The 19,909-nt window shown below is 63.5% G+C and carries 21 protein-coding genes and 1 tRNA gene; 11 read left to right on the top strand and 11 right to left on the bottom strand.

Going from position 1 to position 19,909, the window contains the following annotated elements; genetic code table 11:
* The first annotated feature begins 24 nt into the window (after window positions 1-24).
* Both BLU29_RS07835 and BLU29_RS07830 read left to right on the top strand, forming a co-directional pair.
* Window positions 25-101 (top strand) — tRNA-Glu (locus BLU29_RS07835).
* Between the two features lie 286 nt (window positions 102-387).
* Complete coding sequence (locus BLU29_RS07830; protein ID WP_157693708.1) at window positions 388-702, top strand: hypothetical protein; 315 nt, start codon at window positions 388-390, stop codon at window positions 700-702.
* A 357-nt stretch (window positions 703-1,059) separates the two neighbouring features.
* Here BLU29_RS07830 and BLU29_RS07825 read toward each other — a convergent pair whose 3' ends face one another.
* Genes BLU29_RS07825 through BLU29_RS07815 form a run of 3 tightly spaced genes read right to left on the bottom strand, consistent with a single transcriptional unit; the run spans window position 1,060 to window position 2,775 of the window.
* Window positions 1,060-1,449: a hypothetical protein gene (locus BLU29_RS07825; RefSeq protein WP_091056465.1), complete on the bottom strand. Its 390-nt coding sequence runs from the start codon at window positions 1,447-1,449 to the stop codon at window positions 1,060-1,062.
* Window positions 1,450-1,496: 47 nt separating this feature from the next.
* A complete protein-coding gene (locus tag BLU29_RS07820; protein WP_091056463.1) occupies window positions 1,497-2,057 on the bottom strand; it encodes an NAD(P)H-dependent oxidoreductase in 561 nt (186 codons plus the stop codon).
* Window positions 2,058-2,082: 25 nt separating this feature from the next.
* Window positions 2,083-2,775: a hypothetical protein gene (locus tag BLU29_RS07815; RefSeq protein WP_157693707.1), complete on the bottom strand. Its 693-nt coding sequence runs from the start codon at window positions 2,773-2,775 to the stop codon at window positions 2,083-2,085.
* 278 nt (window positions 2,776-3,053) lie between these two features.
* Between BLU29_RS07815 and BLU29_RS07810 the strand changes: the two genes are divergently transcribed.
* The 6 genes from BLU29_RS07810 (at window position 3,054) to BLU29_RS07790 (ending at window position 6,573) form a co-directional block, all read left to right on the top strand.
* A complete protein-coding gene (locus BLU29_RS07810) occupies window positions 3,054-3,965 on the top strand; it encodes a phosphoribosylaminoimidazolesuccinocarboxamide synthase (protein ID WP_091056460.1) in 912 nt (303 codons plus the stop codon).
* Between the two features lie 88 nt (window positions 3,966-4,053).
* Window positions 4,054-4,533 (top strand): hypothetical protein, encoded by a 480-nt coding sequence (locus BLU29_RS07805; protein WP_091056459.1) that lies wholly within the window; start codon window positions 4,054-4,056, stop codon window positions 4,531-4,533.
* A 58-nt stretch (window positions 4,534-4,591) separates the two neighbouring features.
* Window positions 4,592-4,753, top strand: a complete 162-nt coding sequence (locus BLU29_RS17960; RefSeq protein WP_157693706.1) for a DUF3309 domain-containing protein — start codon at window positions 4,592-4,594, stop codon at window positions 4,751-4,753.
* A gap of 95 nt (window positions 4,754-4,848) precedes the next feature.
* Window positions 4,849-5,046 (top strand): DUF2934 domain-containing protein, encoded by a 198-nt coding sequence (locus BLU29_RS07800; protein WP_157693705.1) that lies wholly within the window; start codon window positions 4,849-4,851, stop codon window positions 5,044-5,046.
* Between the two features lie 93 nt (window positions 5,047-5,139).
* Window positions 5,140-5,730, top strand: coding sequence for a hypothetical protein (locus tag BLU29_RS07795; RefSeq protein WP_091056456.1), 591 nt, complete (start codon window positions 5,140-5,142; stop codon window positions 5,728-5,730).
* A 45-nt stretch (window positions 5,731-5,775) separates the two neighbouring features.
* Window positions 5,776-6,573, top strand: a complete 798-nt coding sequence (locus BLU29_RS07790; RefSeq protein ID WP_091056454.1) for a PPK2 family polyphosphate kinase — start codon at window positions 5,776-5,778, stop codon at window positions 6,571-6,573.
* A gap of 99 nt (window positions 6,574-6,672) precedes the next feature.
* Here the strand turns inward: BLU29_RS07790 and BLU29_RS07785 are convergent, their stop codons facing one another.
* The 7 genes from BLU29_RS07785 to BLU29_RS07755 all read right to left on the bottom strand — a co-directional run bounded on the left by BLU29_RS07785 (window position 6,673) and on the right by BLU29_RS07755 (window position 15,744).
* Complete coding sequence (locus BLU29_RS07785) at window positions 6,673-7,320, bottom strand: hypothetical protein (RefSeq protein WP_091056453.1); 648 nt, start codon at window positions 7,318-7,320, stop codon at window positions 6,673-6,675.
* A 127-nt stretch (window positions 7,321-7,447) separates the two neighbouring features.
* The gene (locus BLU29_RS07780; protein ID WP_172830233.1) at window positions 7,448-8,521 is read right to left on the bottom strand and encodes an MBL fold metallo-hydrolase; all 1,074 of its coding nucleotides are present in this window, start codon (window positions 8,519-8,521) and stop codon (window positions 7,448-7,450) included.
* 177 nt (window positions 8,522-8,698) lie between these two features.
* Window positions 8,699-10,339 carry an HD family phosphohydrolase gene (locus tag BLU29_RS07775; protein WP_091056450.1) on the bottom strand — a complete coding sequence of 547 codons (1,641 nt, stop codon included), beginning with the start codon at window positions 10,337-10,339 and terminating at the stop codon, window positions 8,699-8,701.
* A 74-nt stretch (window positions 10,340-10,413) separates the two neighbouring features.
* On the bottom strand, window positions 10,414-11,496 hold the full coding sequence (locus tag BLU29_RS07770; RefSeq protein WP_091056448.1) for a PA0069 family radical SAM protein: 1,083 nt from the start codon (window positions 11,494-11,496) through the stop codon (window positions 10,414-10,416).
* Between the two features lie 195 nt (window positions 11,497-11,691).
* Window positions 11,692-12,822, bottom strand: a complete 1,131-nt coding sequence (locus BLU29_RS07765; RefSeq protein ID WP_157693704.1) for a glycosyltransferase family 2 protein — start codon at window positions 12,820-12,822, stop codon at window positions 11,692-11,694.
* A gap of 183 nt (window positions 12,823-13,005) precedes the next feature.
* Entirely contained in the window at window positions 13,006-14,334 is a 1,329-nt protein-coding gene (locus tag BLU29_RS07760; protein ID WP_091056445.1) for a hemolysin family protein, read from the bottom strand.
* Window positions 14,335-14,433: 99 nt separating this feature from the next.
* Window positions 14,434-15,744, bottom strand: coding sequence for a cation:dicarboxylase symporter family transporter (locus BLU29_RS07755; protein WP_091056443.1), 1,311 nt, complete (start codon window positions 15,742-15,744; stop codon window positions 14,434-14,436).
* Between the two features lie 153 nt (window positions 15,745-15,897).
* Here BLU29_RS07755 and BLU29_RS07750 point away from each other — a divergent pair, with 153 nt between their 5' ends.
* Window positions 15,898-16,506: a hypothetical protein gene (locus BLU29_RS07750; protein WP_091056442.1), complete on the top strand. Its 609-nt coding sequence runs from the start codon at window positions 15,898-15,900 to the stop codon at window positions 16,504-16,506.
* Between the two features lie 268 nt (window positions 16,507-16,774).
* On the opposite strand, the gene BLU29_RS07745 is transcribed toward BLU29_RS07750, so the two are convergent.
* Window positions 16,775-17,800, bottom strand: coding sequence for a DJ-1/PfpI family protein (locus BLU29_RS07745; RefSeq protein ID WP_091056440.1), 1,026 nt, complete (start codon window positions 17,798-17,800; stop codon window positions 16,775-16,777).
* A 275-nt stretch (window positions 17,801-18,075) separates the two neighbouring features.
* Between BLU29_RS07745 and BLU29_RS07740 the strand changes: the two genes are divergently transcribed.
* Window positions 18,076-18,912, top strand: coding sequence for an oxidoreductase (locus BLU29_RS07740; protein WP_091061017.1), 837 nt, complete (start codon window positions 18,076-18,078; stop codon window positions 18,910-18,912).
* A 38-nt stretch (window positions 18,913-18,950) separates the two neighbouring features.
* The gene (locus BLU29_RS07735; RefSeq protein WP_091056439.1) at window positions 18,951-19,787 is read left to right on the top strand and encodes an SDR family NAD(P)-dependent oxidoreductase; all 837 of its coding nucleotides are present in this window, start codon (window positions 18,951-18,953) and stop codon (window positions 19,785-19,787) included.
* Window positions 19,788-19,909 lie beyond the last annotated feature (122 nt).

The following is a 19,909-nucleotide window of genomic DNA, read 5'->3' as shown; positions in this document are numbered from 1 at the left end:
GTAGCTTCCCCGATTCCGTGCTGGGTCCCCATCGTCTAGCCCGGTTAGGACACCACCCTTTCACGGTGAGAACCGGGGTTCGAATCCCCGTGGGGACGCCAACGAAAAGCCCACCACGTTTCACACTATAAAACGGCGCGGTTAGTGGCCGGAATGGCCAAGAACCATGTCATTAAAACATGGCCACATACCACAACATCCGTTTGAACCAGCTTATAATGAACGTGTTGCGTTAGACCAAATTCAGATCGGTGGTGTCCTATGGTCCCGAGGGTGCGTGTTCGGGAAGCGTCTTGGCAAAATTTGGCCAGGAACTTTGTCATCAAGATGTGTGAGTTTCACACATCGCGGATTGTCGCAATTGCCTTGGGCGAACACCATGCCCATGTGCCCGATACTGACCATCAAAATTCGTCCCCATTGCTATCGGCCGCCCAGGCTGAGCAGACAGCCGTGTATTTGTTGACGCATCTCGACCAAGTGCCCCATTACATCCTGGCTAAGCGTTATGAGGAGCTCGCCTGTTTCGCTGACTACCTCCATGCCGACGTGCCGCCGGTGCTCGCGCAAACCGACCAGGCACTTTACCGCACCCTGCGGCGGGCCGTGACAGAGGCCCACGTTGCCGGTTATGGGCGGATGGACGGCGCGAACATTCGGGCGATGGCTGCAACCATACATGGAGAAATAAAGTCGGATTAACCGTTTTTGTCTAAAGTGGCGTTAATTACTTAATATGGCCTAATAACTGGATAGATTAGACTGATCGTGACGTCTGTGACGTCGGTCATAGTCCGGTCGCAACCAGTCGAACATCCCAAGAGGCATTTGCAGTAGACAAGCGGGCCTGAATGGTTGCCGGGCTCTCGAATCGTGCGTCGGAGCTCGAGGGATTGATTCCCAAAAGATCGAGGGTCATTTCGGCTCCGGCATGCACTGTCTCGGTAGGCACCAAGAGTGATCGTACGGCGTCTGCAGCGCGCATCGATGCCGGAGCCATAGCGAACAACCAGACCAACCCGACGCCAAACCATAGCCGTCTGGTGTACGAGCCGCAGATCATGACGCGTTGCCTTTCGCGGCGAGCAGAGGGGAAAACGCAACCCGCTCCTGGTAGAAAACCACGGACCAGAGCGCGATGCCGATGAGAGCTGGAGGGATCGCAGCAGGCGCCATGCAAAGGTGAAACAGGACGATGTTAACGAGCAAGGGCGCCAAAATCACCAGCGCAGCCCGCACGAATCGGTTCAGTAAGAGCAGCCCTCCTGCGATCACCTGCAGGGCAAACACGGCGACGAGATAATGCGAGACGAACATGGCACCGAGGAATTGCCCGGCGACTCCGGTCGGCGGTGGTTGCGGGATGAAGTTCAAGAATCCGTTGAGGCCAAAGATGAGAAACATGAGTCCGAGAAGGACTCGTGAGACGATGTAGGCGGCTTTTTTCATGGGAGGGTTTGATGGATGCGCTTCTGAACCGGCGCCACCGACGGAACCTATTTCTCGCGCAACGTCTTCAACGCACCGCCCCAAGCGATCACCTGATCGAGCATCGCGGCGACGGATTTTTCCTGGCGCGGATCGGGCTTGAAAGCACTGAAGTTTTCGAAATCCAAAAACAAGGAGAGCCCAACTTGGGCCCGCACCGTCGCGATTTGCAGTTCCGCCATGATCAGTCGAAGATTTTCGACCGCACGGGCACCTGACATGCCGCCATAGCCGATGAATCCCGCAGCCTTGTTGTTCCATTCCGCGTAGAGGTAATCGATCGCGTTTTTCAATGCTCCGGAGGTCGCGTGGTTGTATTCCGGAGTCACAAAGACATACGCATCAAATGACGCGATCTTCGCCGCCCACTTCTTGGTGTGCGGCTGTGAATATTGGCCCATGCTCGGCGGGACCGGCTCGTCCAGGAGCGGCAAGTTGTAGTCTGTGATGTCCACGAGCTCGAATTTCGCGTCGGTGCGACGGCGCGCGAGTTCGTAAGCCCATTTAGCCACGGCCGCTCCATTGCGACCAGGCCGCGTACTTCCGATGATGATGGCGATTTTGAGCATAATTTACTCCCTTGGGAAATAGGACTCACAAACCATTTGGTGAGATGAGGATCTTCATGGTTTTTGCGTCTCGAAGCCGTTCGAAGGCTCCGGGTGCGTCGTCGATGCCGGCGATCTGTTTGGTGATGCTAGTGAGCTCGGCCTGCGTAAGTGGGTTCTCAAGCTTCCAGCGCCGATACGGCTCGAGGAACAGCATGTTCTGAACAAAGTGTGGCTCAAAGTTGTGCTCGGTGATCGCGCGAAACGTGAAACGGAGTTTCGCTGCGGCCGCCTCAGCGAGCGGCATGCGGTAAGCCTGCTTGCCGGCGGACGCGCATTTTTCGGGAAAATCGACCGCACGGGCTGAGGTCATTGCACTCGGCTTGGTTTCGAATATGGTCGGTGGCCGATTGTCGTTCCAGATTACGAGAAAGTCGGGCCGATAGAACCGTTCTTGCGCACGCGGCAATCCGAGATCCAAGGCCTCCGGTTGTTCGAGGACGTATAGGACACCGCCCAAGCCAAGTATGGTGAGCAGGCCGGCGAACTCCATCTGATGGCTGTGGAGGACGAGCGTTTTGCCGGTCAGTCGGCATGGATAGCGCACGGTATAGCTCCGGCAGCCGTTTGGTGCCATTGACGGGGCAATTTCGCTCTTTTCGATGTAGTCGATTGCTTCCTTAGATAATTTAAGGGCAATGAGATGTGACTTTACATTAGTTGGTAATGTTGAGTTCATGACGGCCACAGGAGCGAACGCACCGTCAAGATGGCGGAAGCTGCATTTCCTAAAGGGCTGGCTCGGAAGATTGAACGTTCAGAGGAAGTGGCTTGCGCGGAGCCTGAAAATTGTCCGCTATCGGCGTGCGGGCCGCACTGAATGGAAGAATCAACCGTTCCGGATTTAACGGCAGCGGCTCGGCATCTCGAGAGCGCCCACACATCACTTGCGGAGGCTGGCCGTTGAACGTTTCCTGAGGCTTACAGCCTATCGTTTACTGCTTACCGCTCTCTCCAATGACTTTCGCCGAGATCGACTCCTCCCTGCCCCAAACCGCCGTCACCACCATCGACGGCCTCCCCTTCCCCCGGATCGCCTCCGGCAAGGTCCGCGAGATCTTCGACCTCGGCGACGCGCTGCTCCTCGTCGCCACCGACCGGCTGTCGGCGTTCGACGTCATCCTGCCCGACGGCATTCCCGGCAAGGGCGCCATCCTCACGCAGATGAGCCACTGGTGGTTCGCACAGACCGCGCACCTCATCCCCAACCACCTGCTGCCCGACCAGACCGGCGAATTCGCCCGCCGCGGGATCACCAGCCGCGACCTGCAGCTCCGCAGCATGATCGTCCGCAAGCTCAAACCCCTCGCCATCGAGTGCGTCGCCCGCGGCTACCTCATCGGCAGCGGCTGGTCGTCCTACCAGAAGACGGGCGAGGTTTGCGGCAACCGCCTGCCCGCCGGCCTGCCCCAAGCGGGCAAGCTCCCCGCGCCCATCTTCACCCCGACCACGAAGGCCCCGAAGGGCCAGCACGACGAGCCGATCAACGACGCCCAGGGCGCCGCCACCGTCGGCGAAGAACTCTACGCCCGGGTCAAGGCCCACAGCCTCGCGCTCTATGCATTCGGCCATGACCGCGCGAGACAGGCTGGCATGATCCTGGCCGACACCAAGTTCGAGTTCGGCACCGACGCCACCGGGAAACTGTTCCTGATCGACGAGGTGCTCACGCCCGACTCGTCGCGCTACTGGCCCGCGGACGAGTATCGCACCGGCATCTCGCCGCCCAGCTACGACAAGCAGTTCGTCCGCGACCACCTGCTCGCGCTCAAGTGGGACCAGAAGCCGCCCGGCCCGCGGCTCCCGGCCGACGTCATCCGCCGCACCCGGGACAAATATCTCGCGGCGCTGAAAAACCTGATTGGGTAATTTAACCGGTGACAATGGAGCCAAGACAGGAGGGTTGAATCTCTCCGTTTCCTCAGTTACCTCTTGGAAGAATAAATCACCTGCTCCCGTGAAATCCCTCCGTCTTCTGTTCTCAGTAATCTGTCTTCTGTGCGCTGCCACTGCGGCGCAGGCCCGCCTCGGCGACACGCTCGCCGAGATCAGCAAACACCGGGGCAAGCCCGTGGGAAAGCCGGACAAGAACAAGGCGGTCTGGGCCTTCGAGGGCGGCGACGAACAGCTGCTCTATGCCGTCAGATTCGACGACGCCGGGCGGTCCATCGGGGAAACGCTGAAGCCCAGCCGGACGGGAGCGCCGCTGCAGCGGGAATTCGTGCTGGATTTTATTGCGGCCCAGCGCGAAGTTCTGGCGGGTTCCACGACCACGCGCGAGCTGGCCGTCGGGGCGAAATACACCTTCGCGGGCCAGAACCTGGTCGTGGCGAACGGTGAATACGTCCTGATCGACGAGCCGCACGGCTTTCTGCTCGTGTGGCTCCGCGGATCACTGCCGTCGGTGACGGTGATCGCCCCCGCGGCCCTGCAATAACGCCACCGGGGGGTAAGGCCCCATAGGCGCCGGCGCGGCGGGGTGCTACGTTGCACCCATGAATCCACTGCTCCTGATCATCATCCTCATCCTTCTTTTCGGTGGTGGTGGTTTCTACATCGGCGGACCGGTCTACGGTGGCAGCGGCCTCGGCCTGATCCTGCTGATCTGTATCATCGTCTGGCTCTTCGGCGGCTTCGGCGGCAGCGCAAAGAAATAAGCTTAATCCCTTTCCCGCGGATAACGCGGATCAGACACGGATGAATGCCTTTATCCGCGGCCATCAGCGAAATCCGCGGAGAATTCCGTTTCCCCATGAAAAAGACCCACCATGACGGCCCCGTCGCGCCCTCGTCCAATTCCCGCAGCTTCATCCATGAAACGATCGCCGCCCGGGCCTACGAAATGTGGGACCACAGCGGCCGGCCCGACCACCAGGCCGATGCCTTCTGGCTCGCGGCCGAGTGCGAACAGGTGACCGGGAAGCAGCGCAGACCGAAGTCAGAGAACTGAAGACCGATGACGGAGGACCGCCATGGCCCTCCGTAACCATTTCCGTCCCCGGTTCTTCTTCATCTGTCATCTGATCTCCGTCCTCTGATCCCCATGTGGCCTTACGCGGCAATGTTTCTGGCGGCGCTGGCCACCGACCTGATCCCGGTGATCGGCCCCCCGGTTTGGACCGTCATGATTTTCATGCTGGTCAAGTATGACCTGAATCCGTGGGGGGTGCTCGCGGTAGGCGTGCCCGGATCGGTGCTGGGCCGCTATGGGCTCAGTCTCTATGTCCCGCGGTTCCTCGGGACGGTCATGAAGCCGCGCAAGAACGACGAGCTGCGGTTTGCCGGGAGCAAGCTGAAGGGGAGCCTCTGGCGCAGCTGGCCCTTCGTGCTGGTCTATTCCCTGCTGCCGATCTCCACGACCGCCCTGTTCTCGGCCGCCGGCCTCGCCCGGATCAAGCCGGTGCAGATCCTGCCGCCCTTTTTCGTCGGCAAGTTCATCAGCGATGCGGTCATGCTCTTCTCCGGTCGCTATGCCGTCACCAACTCCGTCGACCTGGTGTATGGCACCTTTTCCTGGAAAGGCGCCGCCACCATCGCAACCGGCATGGTCGTCCTCGCCGCCTTCCTCTTCCTCGACTGGCGACGGCTGCTGGAGCAGAAACAGGTGCGGATGGAATTCCGCATCTGGAAGTGATGGCGTCCGACCCGCACCCCCGGGCGTTTCCGGTGTCCTAATGGCATGGAAAAACAACCGGTCGTCATCACAGGCAGGATCAGACTCAAGCGTTTCGACCCGGCCTACTGCGGCGGGCGGGACAAGGCGGCGACCAAGGCGCGGACCGAGCAACTCGGCCGGCGGATCGGAGAGCTGCAGCCGAAACTCCACGCGAACGCCCGCCACGCGGTGCTCCTGATCTTCCAGGGCATGGACGCCAGCGGCAAGGACGGCGCCATCCGCACCGTGCTGCAATACGTCAACCCGGCCGGCGTCCAGACCGCTAACTTCAAGGTGCCCTCGGCGGAGGAAAGCGCGCACGACTTCCTGTGGCGCATCCACCAGGCGGTGCCGCGGCGGGGCAGCATCGGAGTCTTCAACCGTTCCCACTACGAGGCCGTGCTCGCCGAGCGGGTGCTGGGCCTCGTCCCCAAGCAAGTCTGGCGGGCGCGCTACGGGCAGATCGTGGATTTCGAGCGCATGCTGGTGGCCAACGGCGTGGTGGTGCTCAAGTTCTACCTGCACCTCAGCCGGCGCGAGCAGGCCGCCCGGTTCAAGGAGCGGCTGGCCAATCCGGAGAAGAACTGGAAGTTTTCCCACGCTGACGTGGCAACGCGCCAGCACTGGGACGACTACATCGCGGCCTACGAGGACATGCTCAACGCGACGAGCCATCCCGCCGCCCGCTGGTGTCTCGTCCCCGCCGATCGCAACTGGTATCGCGACCACGTCATCGCCGCCACGGTCCACCGCGCCCTGAAGGCGCTGAAGCTGAAGTGGCCCAAACCGGCCGAGTGGCAGGCGCGGGTGCGGGTAAAGTAGCTCGTGATTATTTGACCACCAAGACACCGAGCCACAAAGTTCAGAAAATATCTGTCCGGCTTTGGGTGTCTATCTTCTCCGTGCCTCTGTGGTGAACCCTCAGGTCAGCTTGAAGCCCAGGGCCTCGAGTTCGTTCAGGTGGAACGGCGCGCTGGCGAGAACCTCTTCCAACTTGGCCAAGGCCTCGGGCAGCTTGGGTGTGTTGAAAAGCGACGCCCCGTCGTCGGAGTCGTGGACGTTCACCACCCACGAGCCGGTCACCTCGTCCCCGACGTGAAACACGGCCCCGTGCAGGTAGTTGCCGGGCAGCCCGGGATGCGGGCCGGCGCCAGGCACCAGAAAGAGCGTGTGGAGCGGGTCGTGGACGGCGGCCACGCCTTGCTTGGCCCGGTGGTGGATGGCCTTGCCGATCACCGTGGGGCGGAAGCTTTCCGCCCGGGTGCGGTGGTCCAGCGGCAGCGACTGCACATAGCGGTCGTAGATGCTGGCGTTGGTTTCCAGCGCGGTGTCGTCAATCGTCCCGGCGATGAACGCCGCCAGGTTGTGGGCGTGGAAGAACGGGAGGGTGGCCAGCGAGCGTGCCGTGACATGCCCGCCCTTGTGGTCGGCGGAGACGTAAACCTGCTGCGCGGCGTAGAGCCGGCGGAGGGCGTCCTGATAGGCGGGTGTCGTCGGCGCGGCGCCGATGGGGCTCGCGTCAATCTTGTCGAGCACGGCATGGTCAAATTCGGCGTTGGGGTCGGTCATGGGGGAAGCGGCGAAGCCGCCGGAGGGATGAAAACTGAAACCTGAGACCTGAGGGGGGAAAGGCAGCTAAGGCTTAAACATGGAAGACGCCGAACACACGGAATTTCTCCTCCGTGCCGGCGGCGGCCTATTTCGTCGTGGTGGCGTAGGTGCGCGCGTGTCCGCGGGCGGGAACCGTCACGGTGTAACTCCGGCCGTCGGGCGCGACGGAGAGCTTGATCAGGTTGCCCGGGCAGCCATCGGCCGGCTTGAACTCCTCGAGGTTGGCGATGAATTCGTCGGGGGCGTTGGCCGCGGCCGACACGTTCATGCTCTTGTGCACCTGGTAGAGGGCCTGCAGCGAAGCGACGGTCTTCAGGCCGGCGAAGGTCTCGGGCTTGCCGCCCTTGGTCGGGCCGTTGTTCATCACGCACACGGTCGGGGCGAGGCTCTGCAGCAGCACGGGGTTGTTGCTGACCTCGAGGCCGTGGTGGTCGGTCTGATAGACGTCCACCGGGCCGACGACATTGTGCGGCGAGACCAGGCGGGCCTCCCGGTCCCAGGTGAGGTCGCCACCGTCGAAGAACCGGAAGCCGCCGAACGAAAGCAGGAAGACGGCGCTGTTGTCGTTGTCGGTCGGGTCGACGGCGTGCGGGGGCGGCGGCAGCGGGCGGGAATTCGTCACGCGGAGCTGGGCGGCCGTCGGGGCGACCTGTCGCTGGTCGGCGGCGAGGCAGCGGAGCTCGAAGGCCGCGCCCCCGGGAGCCGCGCGCAGCGGCAGCACCACGCCCGGCGCCAGCTTTTCGCGGCGGACCGGGAGGTCGCGCCAGGGCTTGATCTGCAGCGGAAAGGTGGACGGGGTGCGACCATCGGGATCGCCCGGGGGAATGCCGCGCTCGTAGATGGCGCCGACGGGCAGTTGCGCCGCCACTTCCGCGCCGCCGCCGAAGTGATCCACGTGGTAATGCGTGAGCAGCACGTAATCGAGCCGTTCCAACCCCGCGGCCTTCGCCGCTGCCACGATGCGCCCCGGGTCGCGCCCGCCGGGATTGCCCGTGTCGATCAACACGGATTCGCCGGCCGGCGTGACGATGAGCGTCGAACCGCCGCCCTCGCTGTCGATCCAATAGACATCGAGGGTGCCGTCCTTCGCTCCGGCGAAGGCGGCGGGCAGGAGGGCGAGGCCAAGACACAGACCGGGCAGGATCGCGGTGTTTTTCATGGGGCGCTGGCAGGGGAAGAGAGAACCGGAGTAAACCACGGAATCGCTGGAACGCACGGAAGTTTTAAGGCAGATTCTCTGCGGATTTTGCTGATGCCCGCGGATAAAGGCCTCCATCCGCGCCAACCCGCGTTATCCGCGTTATCCGCGGGAAATTTGCCGTCCTTCGCGTGAAACCTAGTCGCCGGAGTAGCCCGGGATTTTCTTCACGTCCACTTCGTCGATCTGCGCGGGGTCGAGGTAGTCCTTGGCGTAGCGCTCGTAGACACGCTGCCGGATGAAGATGTCGAACAGGTCAGGATCGATGTGGCCGTTGAGCCGCATGTGGCCGAGGATGTAGAGCGACTCGGTGAGCGTCTTGCCGGGCTTGTAGGGCCGGTCGCGCGCGGTGAGCGCCTCGAAGATGTCCGCGATGCCCATGATGCGCGCCTGCACCGACATCTGGTCGCCCTTCAGGCCGCGCGGATAACCCTTGCCGTCCATGCGCTCGTGGTGGCCGCCGGCGTATTCGGGAACGTTCTGCAGGTGGCGCGGCCAGGGCAGCGCCTCGAGCATCTGGATGGTGACGGTGATGTGGTGGTTGATGACCTGCCGCTCGGCGGCGGTGAGCGTGCCGGCGCGGATGGTGAGGTTCTCGACCTCGTCGGCCGTGAGAAAATCCACCGGTTCGCCCAGCGGGTTGCGCCAGCGGTATTTCGTCGCGATGTCGTGGACGCGGGCCTGGGCCTGCGGGGTCATGGTCTCGCCCCCGATGTTGCAGAGGCGGAGAAACTCTCGGTCCTCCTGGATCTCCCAGAGGCGGCCGCGGTAGGCCTGGTCGATGGCCTTGGCGTTCGCGCCCGGCTCGCGGGCGGCCTTGAGCGCGGCGATCTCGGCATCGCGCTTGAGGATCTCGAAGCGGGTGTCGATGAGATGGATGCGATCGAAGAGCGTCTGGAGCTTGGTGGCCTTGTCGACGACGTGGACGGGCGTCGTGACCTTGCCGCAATCGTGGAGCAGCGCGGCGATCTTGAGCTCGTAGCGGTCGAGGTCGGTCAGGTGCCAGAGTGCGTGCGGCCCCGACTTGGTCTCGTGCACCGCTTCGGCCAGGAGCATGGTGAGCACGGGCACCCGGTGGCAGTGCCCGCCGGTGTAAGGCGACTTTTCGTCGATGGCCTTGTTGAGCAGGCTGACGAACGACTCGAAGAGATTCTCGAGCTGCGAGATGAGCAGGCGGTTGGTCAGCGCGACGGCGGCCTGCGAGGCGAGTGACTCGGCCAGGCGCTGGTCGGTCTCGCTGAACGGCACGATGGTGCCGGTGGCGCGGTCCTTGGCGTTGATGAGCTGGAGGACGCCGATGATCTCGTCCTCATGGTTCTTCATCGGGACGGTGAGGAACGACTGCGAATGGTAGCCGGTGTGGCGGTCGAAGGCCTTGGTGCCGGAGAAATCGAAGCCCTTCTCCTGGTGGGCGTCCGCGATGTTGACCGTGCGGTCCTTCAGCACGGCGTAGGCGACGACCATGGAGTTGTTGTCCCGGCCGCGACTGTCGCGCAGCTGGATCGGCGGGAACGGAATCTTGACGCCGGTGGTGCCGCCCATGGCGACGCCGAGCGAGTCGGTGCGGATGATCTCGAAGACCAGCGCGTCGGGCTGGTCGGCGTGCCGGCGGTAGAGCGTGCCGCCGTCGGCGTTGGTGATTTTCTTCGCGGCGAGCAGAATGAGTTCCAGCAGCCGGGCGAGGTCTTTTTCCTGCGACAGCGCGACGCCGATCTGGTTTAGCTCCGCGAGCCGGCGATTGAGATCGTCCGGGGGTTCGCGACTGGCCGTGCTGTCCATCGCCCGAGCAAAGGGGAAACCCTCAGCCGATACAATCCCGGTGTGGGCCGGGTGGATGTCAGGCTGGTGAAAAATTACAGCAGCTCCAACTGCACCCCGCCCGGCCGGCGGAAGTGCGCCGTGGAGAGCGGCGCCTCCTCCCGGTTGAGCCCCGCGCGGCGGCAGGCCACCTCGAACATCTGGCTGATCTGCTCGGCGAAGATGCCCTCGCCCCGCAGGCGCGTGCCGAAGGTGGCATCGTAGAGCTTGCCGCCGCGCAGGTCGCGGATTCGCGAGAGCACACGCTCCTTCTTGCCCGGCTCGTGGTCGTCGAGCCACTGGAGGAAAACATCCTTCACCGCGTAGGGCAGCCTGAGCGTCACGTAACCGGCGCGGCGGGCGCCCGCCGCGGCCGCCGCGGCCAGGATGCCGGGCAACTCGTGATCGGTCAGCCCGGGAATCACCGGTGCCACCATGACCCCGACCGGCACGCCGGCATCGGCGAGCAGCTTGATGGCCCGCAGGCGGTGCTCGGGCCGGGCGGCGCGCGGCTCGAGCTTGCCCGCCAGGTCGGAGTCCAGCGTGACGATGGTCAGGTTGACGGCCACGCACTGCCAGCGCGCCAGCTCGGCAAGCAGGTCGAGGTCGCGGGTGACGAGGAAGTTCTTCGTGAGGATGCCGACGGGCTGGCGGAACTCGGCCAGCACCTCCAGGCACTGCCGCGTCAGCCGGAAATGGCGCTCGGCCGGCTGGTAGCAGTCGGTGACGCCGCTCATCAAAATCGGCGCGGGCTTCCATTTCCGTGCCGCCAGCTCGGCCCGCAGCAACGCGGGCGCGCGGCTCTTGACGAGGATCTTGGTCTCGAACTCCAGGCCGCTGCTCCAGCCGAGGTAGTCGTGATAGGGCCGGGCGAAGCAGTAGGCGCAGCCGTGCTCGCAGCCGCGGTAGCAGTTGAGCCCCCAGCCCATACCCAGGTCGGGGCTGTCGTGATGGGTCAGGAGCGATTCGGTGGCGTCGTGAAAAAACTGCGTGCGCGGGTGCGGCACCGACCCCGTGGCCGCGAACTCGGCATCGAGCCACTCGCCGTCGGGCGCGACGTGGATCGGCTCAAAGCGATTCGCGGGATTGAGGTTGGGGCCGCGGCCGGGGATGGCGGTGGAAGGCGGGCGCGCGTTCATCGCCCCCACGGATTGCCCGGCCGGAATAAAACGCAAAAAAATGATTCGGCCGCGGCGAAAGTTTTTATTTGGACGCGCCCGCCGGCCGCGTCTCCGCTCCGCGGCGCCCGAACCTGTCAAGGGGACCGCCGGTCCACCGAGGGAAACACCGCGGCGGCGATTGTCCGGAAATGAATTTGACGTCCGGCCCGCCGCCTACAGCCGGTTTTCCTTCAGCTCGCGCAAGGAATAGAAAGTCCCGCGCCAGATGATGCCGCGCCGCCAGAGCGTCAGCACCGTCGAGCGGACGATGGCGTAGTCCAGCACCGCGATCCCGGCCGGAAGGAACAGCCCGTGCCACCACCGGCCGCCGGCGAAGCGCTGGTGGTCCGCCGCGAGCAGGAGCATCACGGCGACCGCCGCCGCGTAGCACCAGCGCACCTCCCCCGTCGTGCAAAACAACGCCGCGAACGGCCAGAACACGCCGGCGGCATGGCCCGCCAACCCGGCCAGGATCAGCCACCATCGGTAATCCGTGCCCGCAAAGGCATTCTTCTCCAGCCCGCGGACCAGGTCGCCGACCGTGGGATACCACGCCACCGACAGGGCCCTGGCGCCGTGCACGATCTCGCTGAAGCCGCCCGATTTCATCAGCTTGCCGAGTTTGAGGTCATCGTCCGGCCGCAGGTGCAGCGGCACATGCCCGCCCAGCTTTCGGTAGGTGGAGGTTCGCACCAGGTTGAAGGCACCGATGCCGCCGTGGCAGCGGCTGGTCGGGTCGGGCACCCGCCAGGGCCGCACAAATAGGGCGAACACCAGGCTGAACGCCGCCACGCAAATCCCGAGCCAGGTCCCGCCCGCCTGCAGCGCCGGGATGGCGGCGAGATGGTCCAGGCTGTAGGCCCGGGCGTGGGCGACCGCGCGCCGCAACACATCCGGCCGGAAATGAATGTCCGCGTCGGTGAAGAGGATCCATTCGCCCGTGGCGGCCTCGCCGCCGTCGGCCAGGGCGTGGTTCTTGCCCAGCCAGCCCGCGGGCAGCTCGGTGACGTGCACCACCTTCAGCCGCGGATCGGCGGCGGCCAGCCGTTTGAGGATCGCGCCGGTGTCGTCCTCCGAGCGGTCGTTGACCGCGATGACCTCCAGGTCGGGGTAGTCGAGCGCCAGCATGGTCGGCACGGCCGCGCCGATGGTGGCGGCCTCGTTGCGCGCGGCGAACACGACCGACACGCGCGGCCAGACGGCCGGGGCCGGCGCCGCGAGCGTGGCGAGGCGGCGCATCCGGCGGTTGCCCCGGAACACTTCCCGGCCGACTGCCAGCCAGCCCAGCAGGATCAAGACGGCCAAAGCGAAAGTGAGATTGAAAGTGGGAATAGGCAGAAAGGTGGCGCGTTTGAGGCAAGCCCGTCCGGAGGCCGGGCTCCACCCAAATCGCCAGGTTCCTGCAGGCGGGATCACCGTATCCCACCGATTTGCGGCCATGATATCACGATCAAGGCGGGATGCGGTGATCCCATCCCGCCCTACAAATCACATCGGCAGATGGGTGTGGCCGGCGGCGCGCTCGATCTTGACGCGGCGGGCGCGCTCGGCGTTGGCCTCGAGCACGCTGATCCGGTATTCACCGACGGTCGTGTGGTCGTCGCGCTTGGGCACGCGGCCCAGGTGGCGGTGCACCCAGGCGGCGACCGTCTCGCGCGGCGTCCACTCCAGCGGCCAGCCGGTCTCGGCCTGCAGCTCGCGCATGGTGAGCGTGCCGCTGACCGTGATGGCGTGCGCGGAACGCTCGTAGACCGGGCCGCTCTCGATGTCGAACTCGTCGCGGATGTCACCGACGATCTCCTCGAGGACGTCCTCGAAGGTGACGAGGCCGGCGAGCGCCTGCTTGTCGTCGAGCACGACGGCGAGGTGGCTGCGCGAGGTGCGGAAGCGCTCGATCATGGTGTGGAGGGGCGTGGTCAGCTCGAACTCGACAACCTCGCGTACGAGCGGCTCGAAGGGCGTGTCAGGGCCGAGCACGCTGATCTGCCAGAGCCACTCGCGGACAAGGAGCAGGCCCTCGACCTTGTCGAGCGAGCCGGAGCAGACGGGGAAGCGGCTGTGGCCGCTGGTCTGGGCGGTGCGGAGATTCTCAGCCAGCGGCTGGTCGAGCCAGAGGGCGACGACCTGGTCGCGCGGGCGCATGATGTGCCGGGCCTGGGTCGCGCGGGCGCGGAGGGACTGCACCATGAGCTTGTTGATGAGGGCGTCGCCCGGATGGGAATGGCGGGCGTGGCTGAAGACGTATTCCAGCTCCTCGGCACTGAAGGCATGGTCGCCCTCGCCCGCCGGCCCGAGGCCGGCCCAGCGCAGGAAGAGATTCGCCAGACCGTTCAGCGCCCAGATGAACGGGAAGAAGACGTAATAGAAGCCCAGCAGCGGCGCCGCCACCCAAAGCACGACGCCCTTGGACCGCTGGATGGCAAGGGACTTTGGCGCCAGCTCACCAAAAATAATGTGCAGGAAGGTGATGACGACGAACGCTGTCGCGAAGGAGATCGACGAGACGGCGGCCGGGTCCGTGACGTTGAATTTTGCCAGCAGGGGCGCGAGCCGGTGTGCCAGGAAGGGTTCGCCCACCCAGCCGAGGCCGAGACTCGCCAGGGTGATGCCGAGCTGGGTGGCGGAGAGCGCGGCGTCGAGATGTTCGGTGGCCTTGAGCGCCAGGCGCACCTGCCAGCCGCCCGTCCTGGCCATCGGCCGAAGCTGGCTGGCACGGACCTTCACCAGCGCGAACTCGGCGGCCACGAAAAAACCGTTCGCCGCCACCAGCGCGAGGATGCAGAGGATTTCGAGGGAGAAGCCGAGCAGGGAGTGCATGGGAGGGACGCCGGCCGGAAGCTACGGCCCCCCACCCGGCGAGCAAATCATTTGGCCCGACCCGGGGTTAAGTCCCAACCGACAAGGCGGTTAGGCGGGTCAGGCCTTCGGGCCGGTGTCCGCCAAGAAAGCGGCGGCTTTTTGATCATCAAACTCCCCCTCCCAGCGGGCCACCACGACGCTGGCCAGACAGTTGCCGAGGACGTTCACCGAGGTGCGGGCCATGTCCAGCAGGGCGTCGACGCCGAGGATGAGGAAGGCACCGGCGAGCGGGAGCTTGAACGACTCCAGCGCCGCGATCAGCACCACGAACGACGCCCGCGGCACGGCCGCGACGCCCTTGGAGGTCAGCATGAGCACCAGCATCATCGTGATTTGCTGCTCGATGGTGAAATGGATGCCGGTCGTGGTCTCGGCCGCCTGGGCCACGAAGACGGACGCGACCGCGAGGTGCAGCGTGGAGCCGTCGAGGTTGAACGAGTAGCCCGCCGGCAGCACGAAGCCGACGATGCCGCGCGGCACGCCGACCTTCTCCATGTTCTCAAAGGCCTTGGGCAGGGCGGCCTCGCTGTTGGCGGTGGCAAAGGCCAGCGTGAACGGCTCCCGCACCGCCTTGACGAAGGGCCGCAGCGGCACCTTCGCCAGCCAGATCACCGTGCCGAAGACGAACACCACGAAAATGACCAGCGCGCCGTAGAGCGTGAACACCAGCTTGGCCAGCGTCACCAGCGAGCCGAGACCCTGCGCCCCGATCGTCACCGCGATGGCCGCCCCCACGCCGAACGGCGCGAACTTCATGATGAGACCGGCAAACTTGAACATCACCTGGGTCAGGCTGCCGAAGAACGTGAACACGGGCTTGCCGGCCTCGCCCGCCGCGATGACCGCCATGGCGAAAAGCACCGCGAAGACCACGACCTGCAGCACGTCGTTGCGCGCCATGGCGTCCATCACGCTCACCGGGAACATGTGGGTGATGATCTCGCCGAGGGTCAGCGGCTTCGCCAGGCCGGCGGTCGACTGGGCCGCGTTGGCCGCCAGCACCACGCCCGCCCCGGGCTTCACGACATTGACGACCACCAGGCCGACCAGCAGAGCGAAGGTCGTGACGACCTCGAAATAGAGCAGCGCCTTCCAGCCGATGCGGCCGACCTTCTTCATGTCGCCCGTGCCGGCGAAGCCCTGCACGACGCTCGCGAAGATCAATGGGGCGATCATCACCTTGATCAGGTGAAGGAAGATGTCGCGCACGACGCCCAGCCACTCGTTCCATCCCTGCCTCGCCTCCGGCGTCTGGCCGCTCATCCACCACCCGAGCAACACGCCGACGACGAGGCCGAGCAGGATCTGCTGCGTGAGGGAGAATTGATACCACTTGCGCGGTGCGGCGGCCTCGGCGGGAACGGACATGGGGGAGTCCGGCGAATCTGTACGGGCGACCCGGGGAGTGGCGAGCGAAAGTTGGGGCCCATTCTTAACCGGGCGGGCGGAAACCGGCCCGGCAGGCGGTCGGTTGAATTTTACGAGGAACTTGCTTCCCGCGCCGATTATCTAAGAAGGACCATGGACACGACCCACCACGATCCGGTCCTCAGTGACACCCACCTGATCAACCGCAAGAAAAGTTCCCCGTCCGCCGTGGTCATCGCCGTGCTCGCCATCGCCCTCGTGGTGACGGTGGTCACGAACATGACCAAGCTCCGTGACCGCGATACCCTGATCGCCAACCTCCAGACCGATCTCACGCAAGGCAAGACCGGGCTGACCCAGCTGCAGGCGCAGCTGGCCGACGCCCGGAACCAGACCGACGCGCTCGGCAAACAGCTCGAGGGCGCCCAGGCCCGCGCCAAGGATCTCCAAGGCCAGCTCGACCAAGCCAAAAGCGATGCCGCCGGCCTGCAGCAGCAGCTTGCCGACGCCAAGACCGCGGGTACCGGGCTCCAGACCCAGCTCGAAGGGGCCAACGCCAGCCTGGCCGAAGCGCAGAAACAGACCGAAAGCGCGAAGGCCACCGCCACCCGGGCCCAGACGGAGCTCACGCAAGCCCGGACCGACGCCGATGCGTTCCAGGCCCGGCTCAAGGAGGCCAATGATCGCGCGGCCAATCTCGAGCTCCGCGCCATCCGCGCCGAGAACGACCTCGCGGCCCTGCAGAAGGGCAAGAAAAAGTAATCACGGCCGCGAGGCTGAAGCGCCTCCTTCGCCAGGCCGCCGGAGGGCAACCTTCTTTGTCCACTGAATCAAGATTTGCCGCAGGTGGAATCAAAAGTTGACCGCGTTCCGCTGGGGAGCGCGGTCAACCGGTCTTGTGAAAAGAACTGACAGTTGGCCGGGATCATAAAGTGGAACCATCAAGTGGCCAAGATTGCCCGTCTGCTAACAGGATTCTCCGGCAAGTGATTCCAAGCCTGGCTCGACATGACCAAGGGCGGTCACACCATCAAGAAGCACACCCGAACCTCAGTCGATAATCACGCGGACTGACCTTCAAGTTCCGCTGGAAAGTGGTTCGCATGCGTTCTGTGCTTCCAAATCCAATTTGATCCGAAATCTCGTCGACTGATTTATCCGTGTCCTCCAGCAGCCGCCTGGCTTCCTCCAGGCGCATAAACTCAATGGCCTTCGAGGGCGTTCGGCCCGTGGTCGCGGTGTAGACCCGCGCGAAGTTGCGGGGGCTCATGCCGGCATGCGCAGCGAGTTGATCAACGTTCAGGTTTCGATCGCCGAGCCGTTCAATCGCCCACTCGTGTAATCTGGCGAAAGTATTTTTGCCCGCTATCTGCGCTTCCAGCATCGTGCTGAACTGTGATTGTCCGCCCGGTCGCTTCATGAACACGACATGTTGACGGGCAACGGCCATCGCCAGATCGCGGCCGAAGTCCTGCTCCACGAGCGCGAGGGCTAGGTCGATACCGGCCGTAACGCCGGCCGACGACCAGACCGGTCCGTCTTCGATATAGATTGGATCCGTCTCGACCGTCACACCGGGGTTCTGCTCCTGCAACACGCCGCAGTGCGCCCAATGGGTAACCATGCGGCGACCTTCGGCCAATCCAGATGCAGCAAGGAGTCTTCCTCCCGCACAAACTGAACAGACCCGTCGCGCGCGTCGTCCTTGGCGCGCGATCCACGAGAGGAGTTTGCGGTCGGCCAACGCAGCGTCCATCGCCCCCATCGCGCCCGGAATCATCAGTGTGTCGATCCTCTGTCGGGCGAGCCTGCTCGCTGGTTGACTCAAGAAGGCCGCGCCCAAATCCGTGACGATCTTTTTCCCTCTTAGCGACACCACCGGGCACTCGTAGCCATGTTTCCCCTTTTGCTTGAGAAAGTGCGACGCGCCAGCAAAGACGCTCAGGGGGCCGCTCAAATCGAGGGATGAAACGCCGTCGAAAATAATGAACGCCACCACGATCGGGGCACCTCGCGCCTGAGTTCGCGTTGGCGGAATTTCAGGGATCGATGTCATGGCAGTGTCTTCGCTGAAGTTGTAAACTGCACCCAAGTTAACTCAACCACCAACAACTCACCGACCGCCATGATACTCGTAACCCTCATTCTCGCCGGACTCGTTGCAGTCACCGCACTCGACGACTCCGAATCGCAATCGTCCTAACGCGGCGTCACTATGCAATGGTGACGCCGAACATGAATCACGCAGTAATAAAACCAATAAACCTCACACGAACCCAGGCGTTTGCGATGAAACATCCGCGATTCGCCGCTTAACAGGAGAAAATGTTTATGCCAAAGACATGGTTGATCACAGGCAGCTCTCGGGGCCTCGGCCGGGCGATTTCGGAGGCTGTGCTGGCCTCAGGAGACAATCTTGCCGCCACGGCCCGCAACAAGGATGGGCTAAATGACCTGATCGCAAAGTTTGGCGATCGCGTCCTCGTCCTTTCACTGGATGTCACCAGTTTCCGGTCCACTTGCGAGGCGGTAAAGGCAACTGTTCACAAATTCGGGCGGTTGGATGTGGTGGCGAACGTTGCCGGCTACGGCAATCTAGGCCCGATCGAGGACACCGAGATCGAAGACTTTCGAGCCCAAATCGAAACGAACCTATTTGGAACCATCTACCTTTCCAAGGCCGCAATCCCCACGATGCGGCAACAACGCGCGGGTCATATTATCAACTTTTCGTCCGTGGGTGGAAGAATCGGTTCAACGGGACGAGCGGCCTACTCAGCCGCCAAATTTGGCGTTGAAGGCTTTTCGGAAGTCATGGCGACCGAAATGGCGCCGCTCGGCGTGAAGGTGACCGTCATCGAACCAGGTGGCTTCCGGACCGACTTCGCCGGCTCCTCGACAAAGATTCAGGAGGTTCGTCCCGAATACGATTCAACGGTCGGCAAGGCGGCGCGCTTTCAGGTCGAATACAATGGCAAGCAACCCGGAGATCCCGCCAAGGCCGCCCAGGTCATACTTAAAGTGGCCGGGATGGATGAACCACCCCTGCGACTCCTGCTTGGCAGCGACGCGGTTGGAATCGTGGGAAAGGCGGATTTGAGAAAAGCCGAATCCGACAAGAAGTGGCGGCATTTGAGCACGTCGACGGACTTCCTACCGGCCACCTAGAAACAAGCTCTCAAAAAACCCTCAACACTTCAAAAAGTATGAACAAAACAACTTGGTTGATTACAGGCGCCTCCAGCGGCCTCGGCCGCGCCTTAGCGGAGCATGTGCTGAAGCAAGGAGATCAGGTGGTTCTCGCAGCGAGGTCGCTCGAATCCATGCAAACTTTGGCCGCAGCGTTCCCGGATACCGCGCTCGCCCTTTCACTCGATGTCGTCAATCCCGCCCAGAGGGCTGGCGTCATCGAACAAACCGAGAAGCACTTCGGCTCAATTGACTTCCTGGTGAACAACGCCGGGATCGATTTTATCGGGGCGGTTGAGGAGCAGGAGGAAGCCGACTATCGGAAAATTTTCGAGGTCAACTTTTTTGGTGCCGTCGCTCTTCTGCGCCTTGCCCTGCCCGGGATGCGAGCCCGCCGCAAGGGGACGATTGTCAACATGTCGTCCATGGACGGGATCGCCAGCTTCGCGGTGAATGGTTACTATTCTGCGAGCAAGTTCGCGCTCGAAGGAATTACCGAGGCCCTATGGCAGGAGATTGAACCGTTGGGCTTACGGGCGGTGTTGATCGAACCCGGTTCGTTTCGGACTGGGATCGACACCCGCACAAAATTCTCCGGCGAGCAAATCTACGACTATGAGGCAACCTCGGGGCTATTCCGGAAGGCGATGGAAAATGTCGGGGATGAAATGTTCCCCGGAGATCCCGCCCTGGCGGCCCGCGTCATCTACGAGGTGCTCAAATCGAATCGCAAATTGCATCGGATTATCATCGGAAGCGACGCCTACAAGAACATCGGGGGAAAACTCGCCGCGCTTCGAGCCGACTACGAAACCAACGACGCCTGGGCTCATTCAACCGATTTCAAGCAATAGGACGCTCGGAGCCGGGGCCTTGTCGTCTTGTTCTCGTCGTCCTGGTCGGGACAGAGGCGGATCACTCGGGCTGAGACAATCCCTGGATGCTGCCGTGCCAGGGCCCTTTGCTCTTCGGTCAA

Source organism: Opitutus sp. GAS368 (genome assembly GCF_900104925.1).
In the GTDB taxonomy this organism is placed as follows: Bacteria; Verrucomicrobiota; Verrucomicrobiia; order Opitutales; family Opitutaceae; genus Lacunisphaera.
Note: the sequence above shows the minus strand (reverse complement) of the source record. Positions and strands in the feature narration are given on the sequence as shown.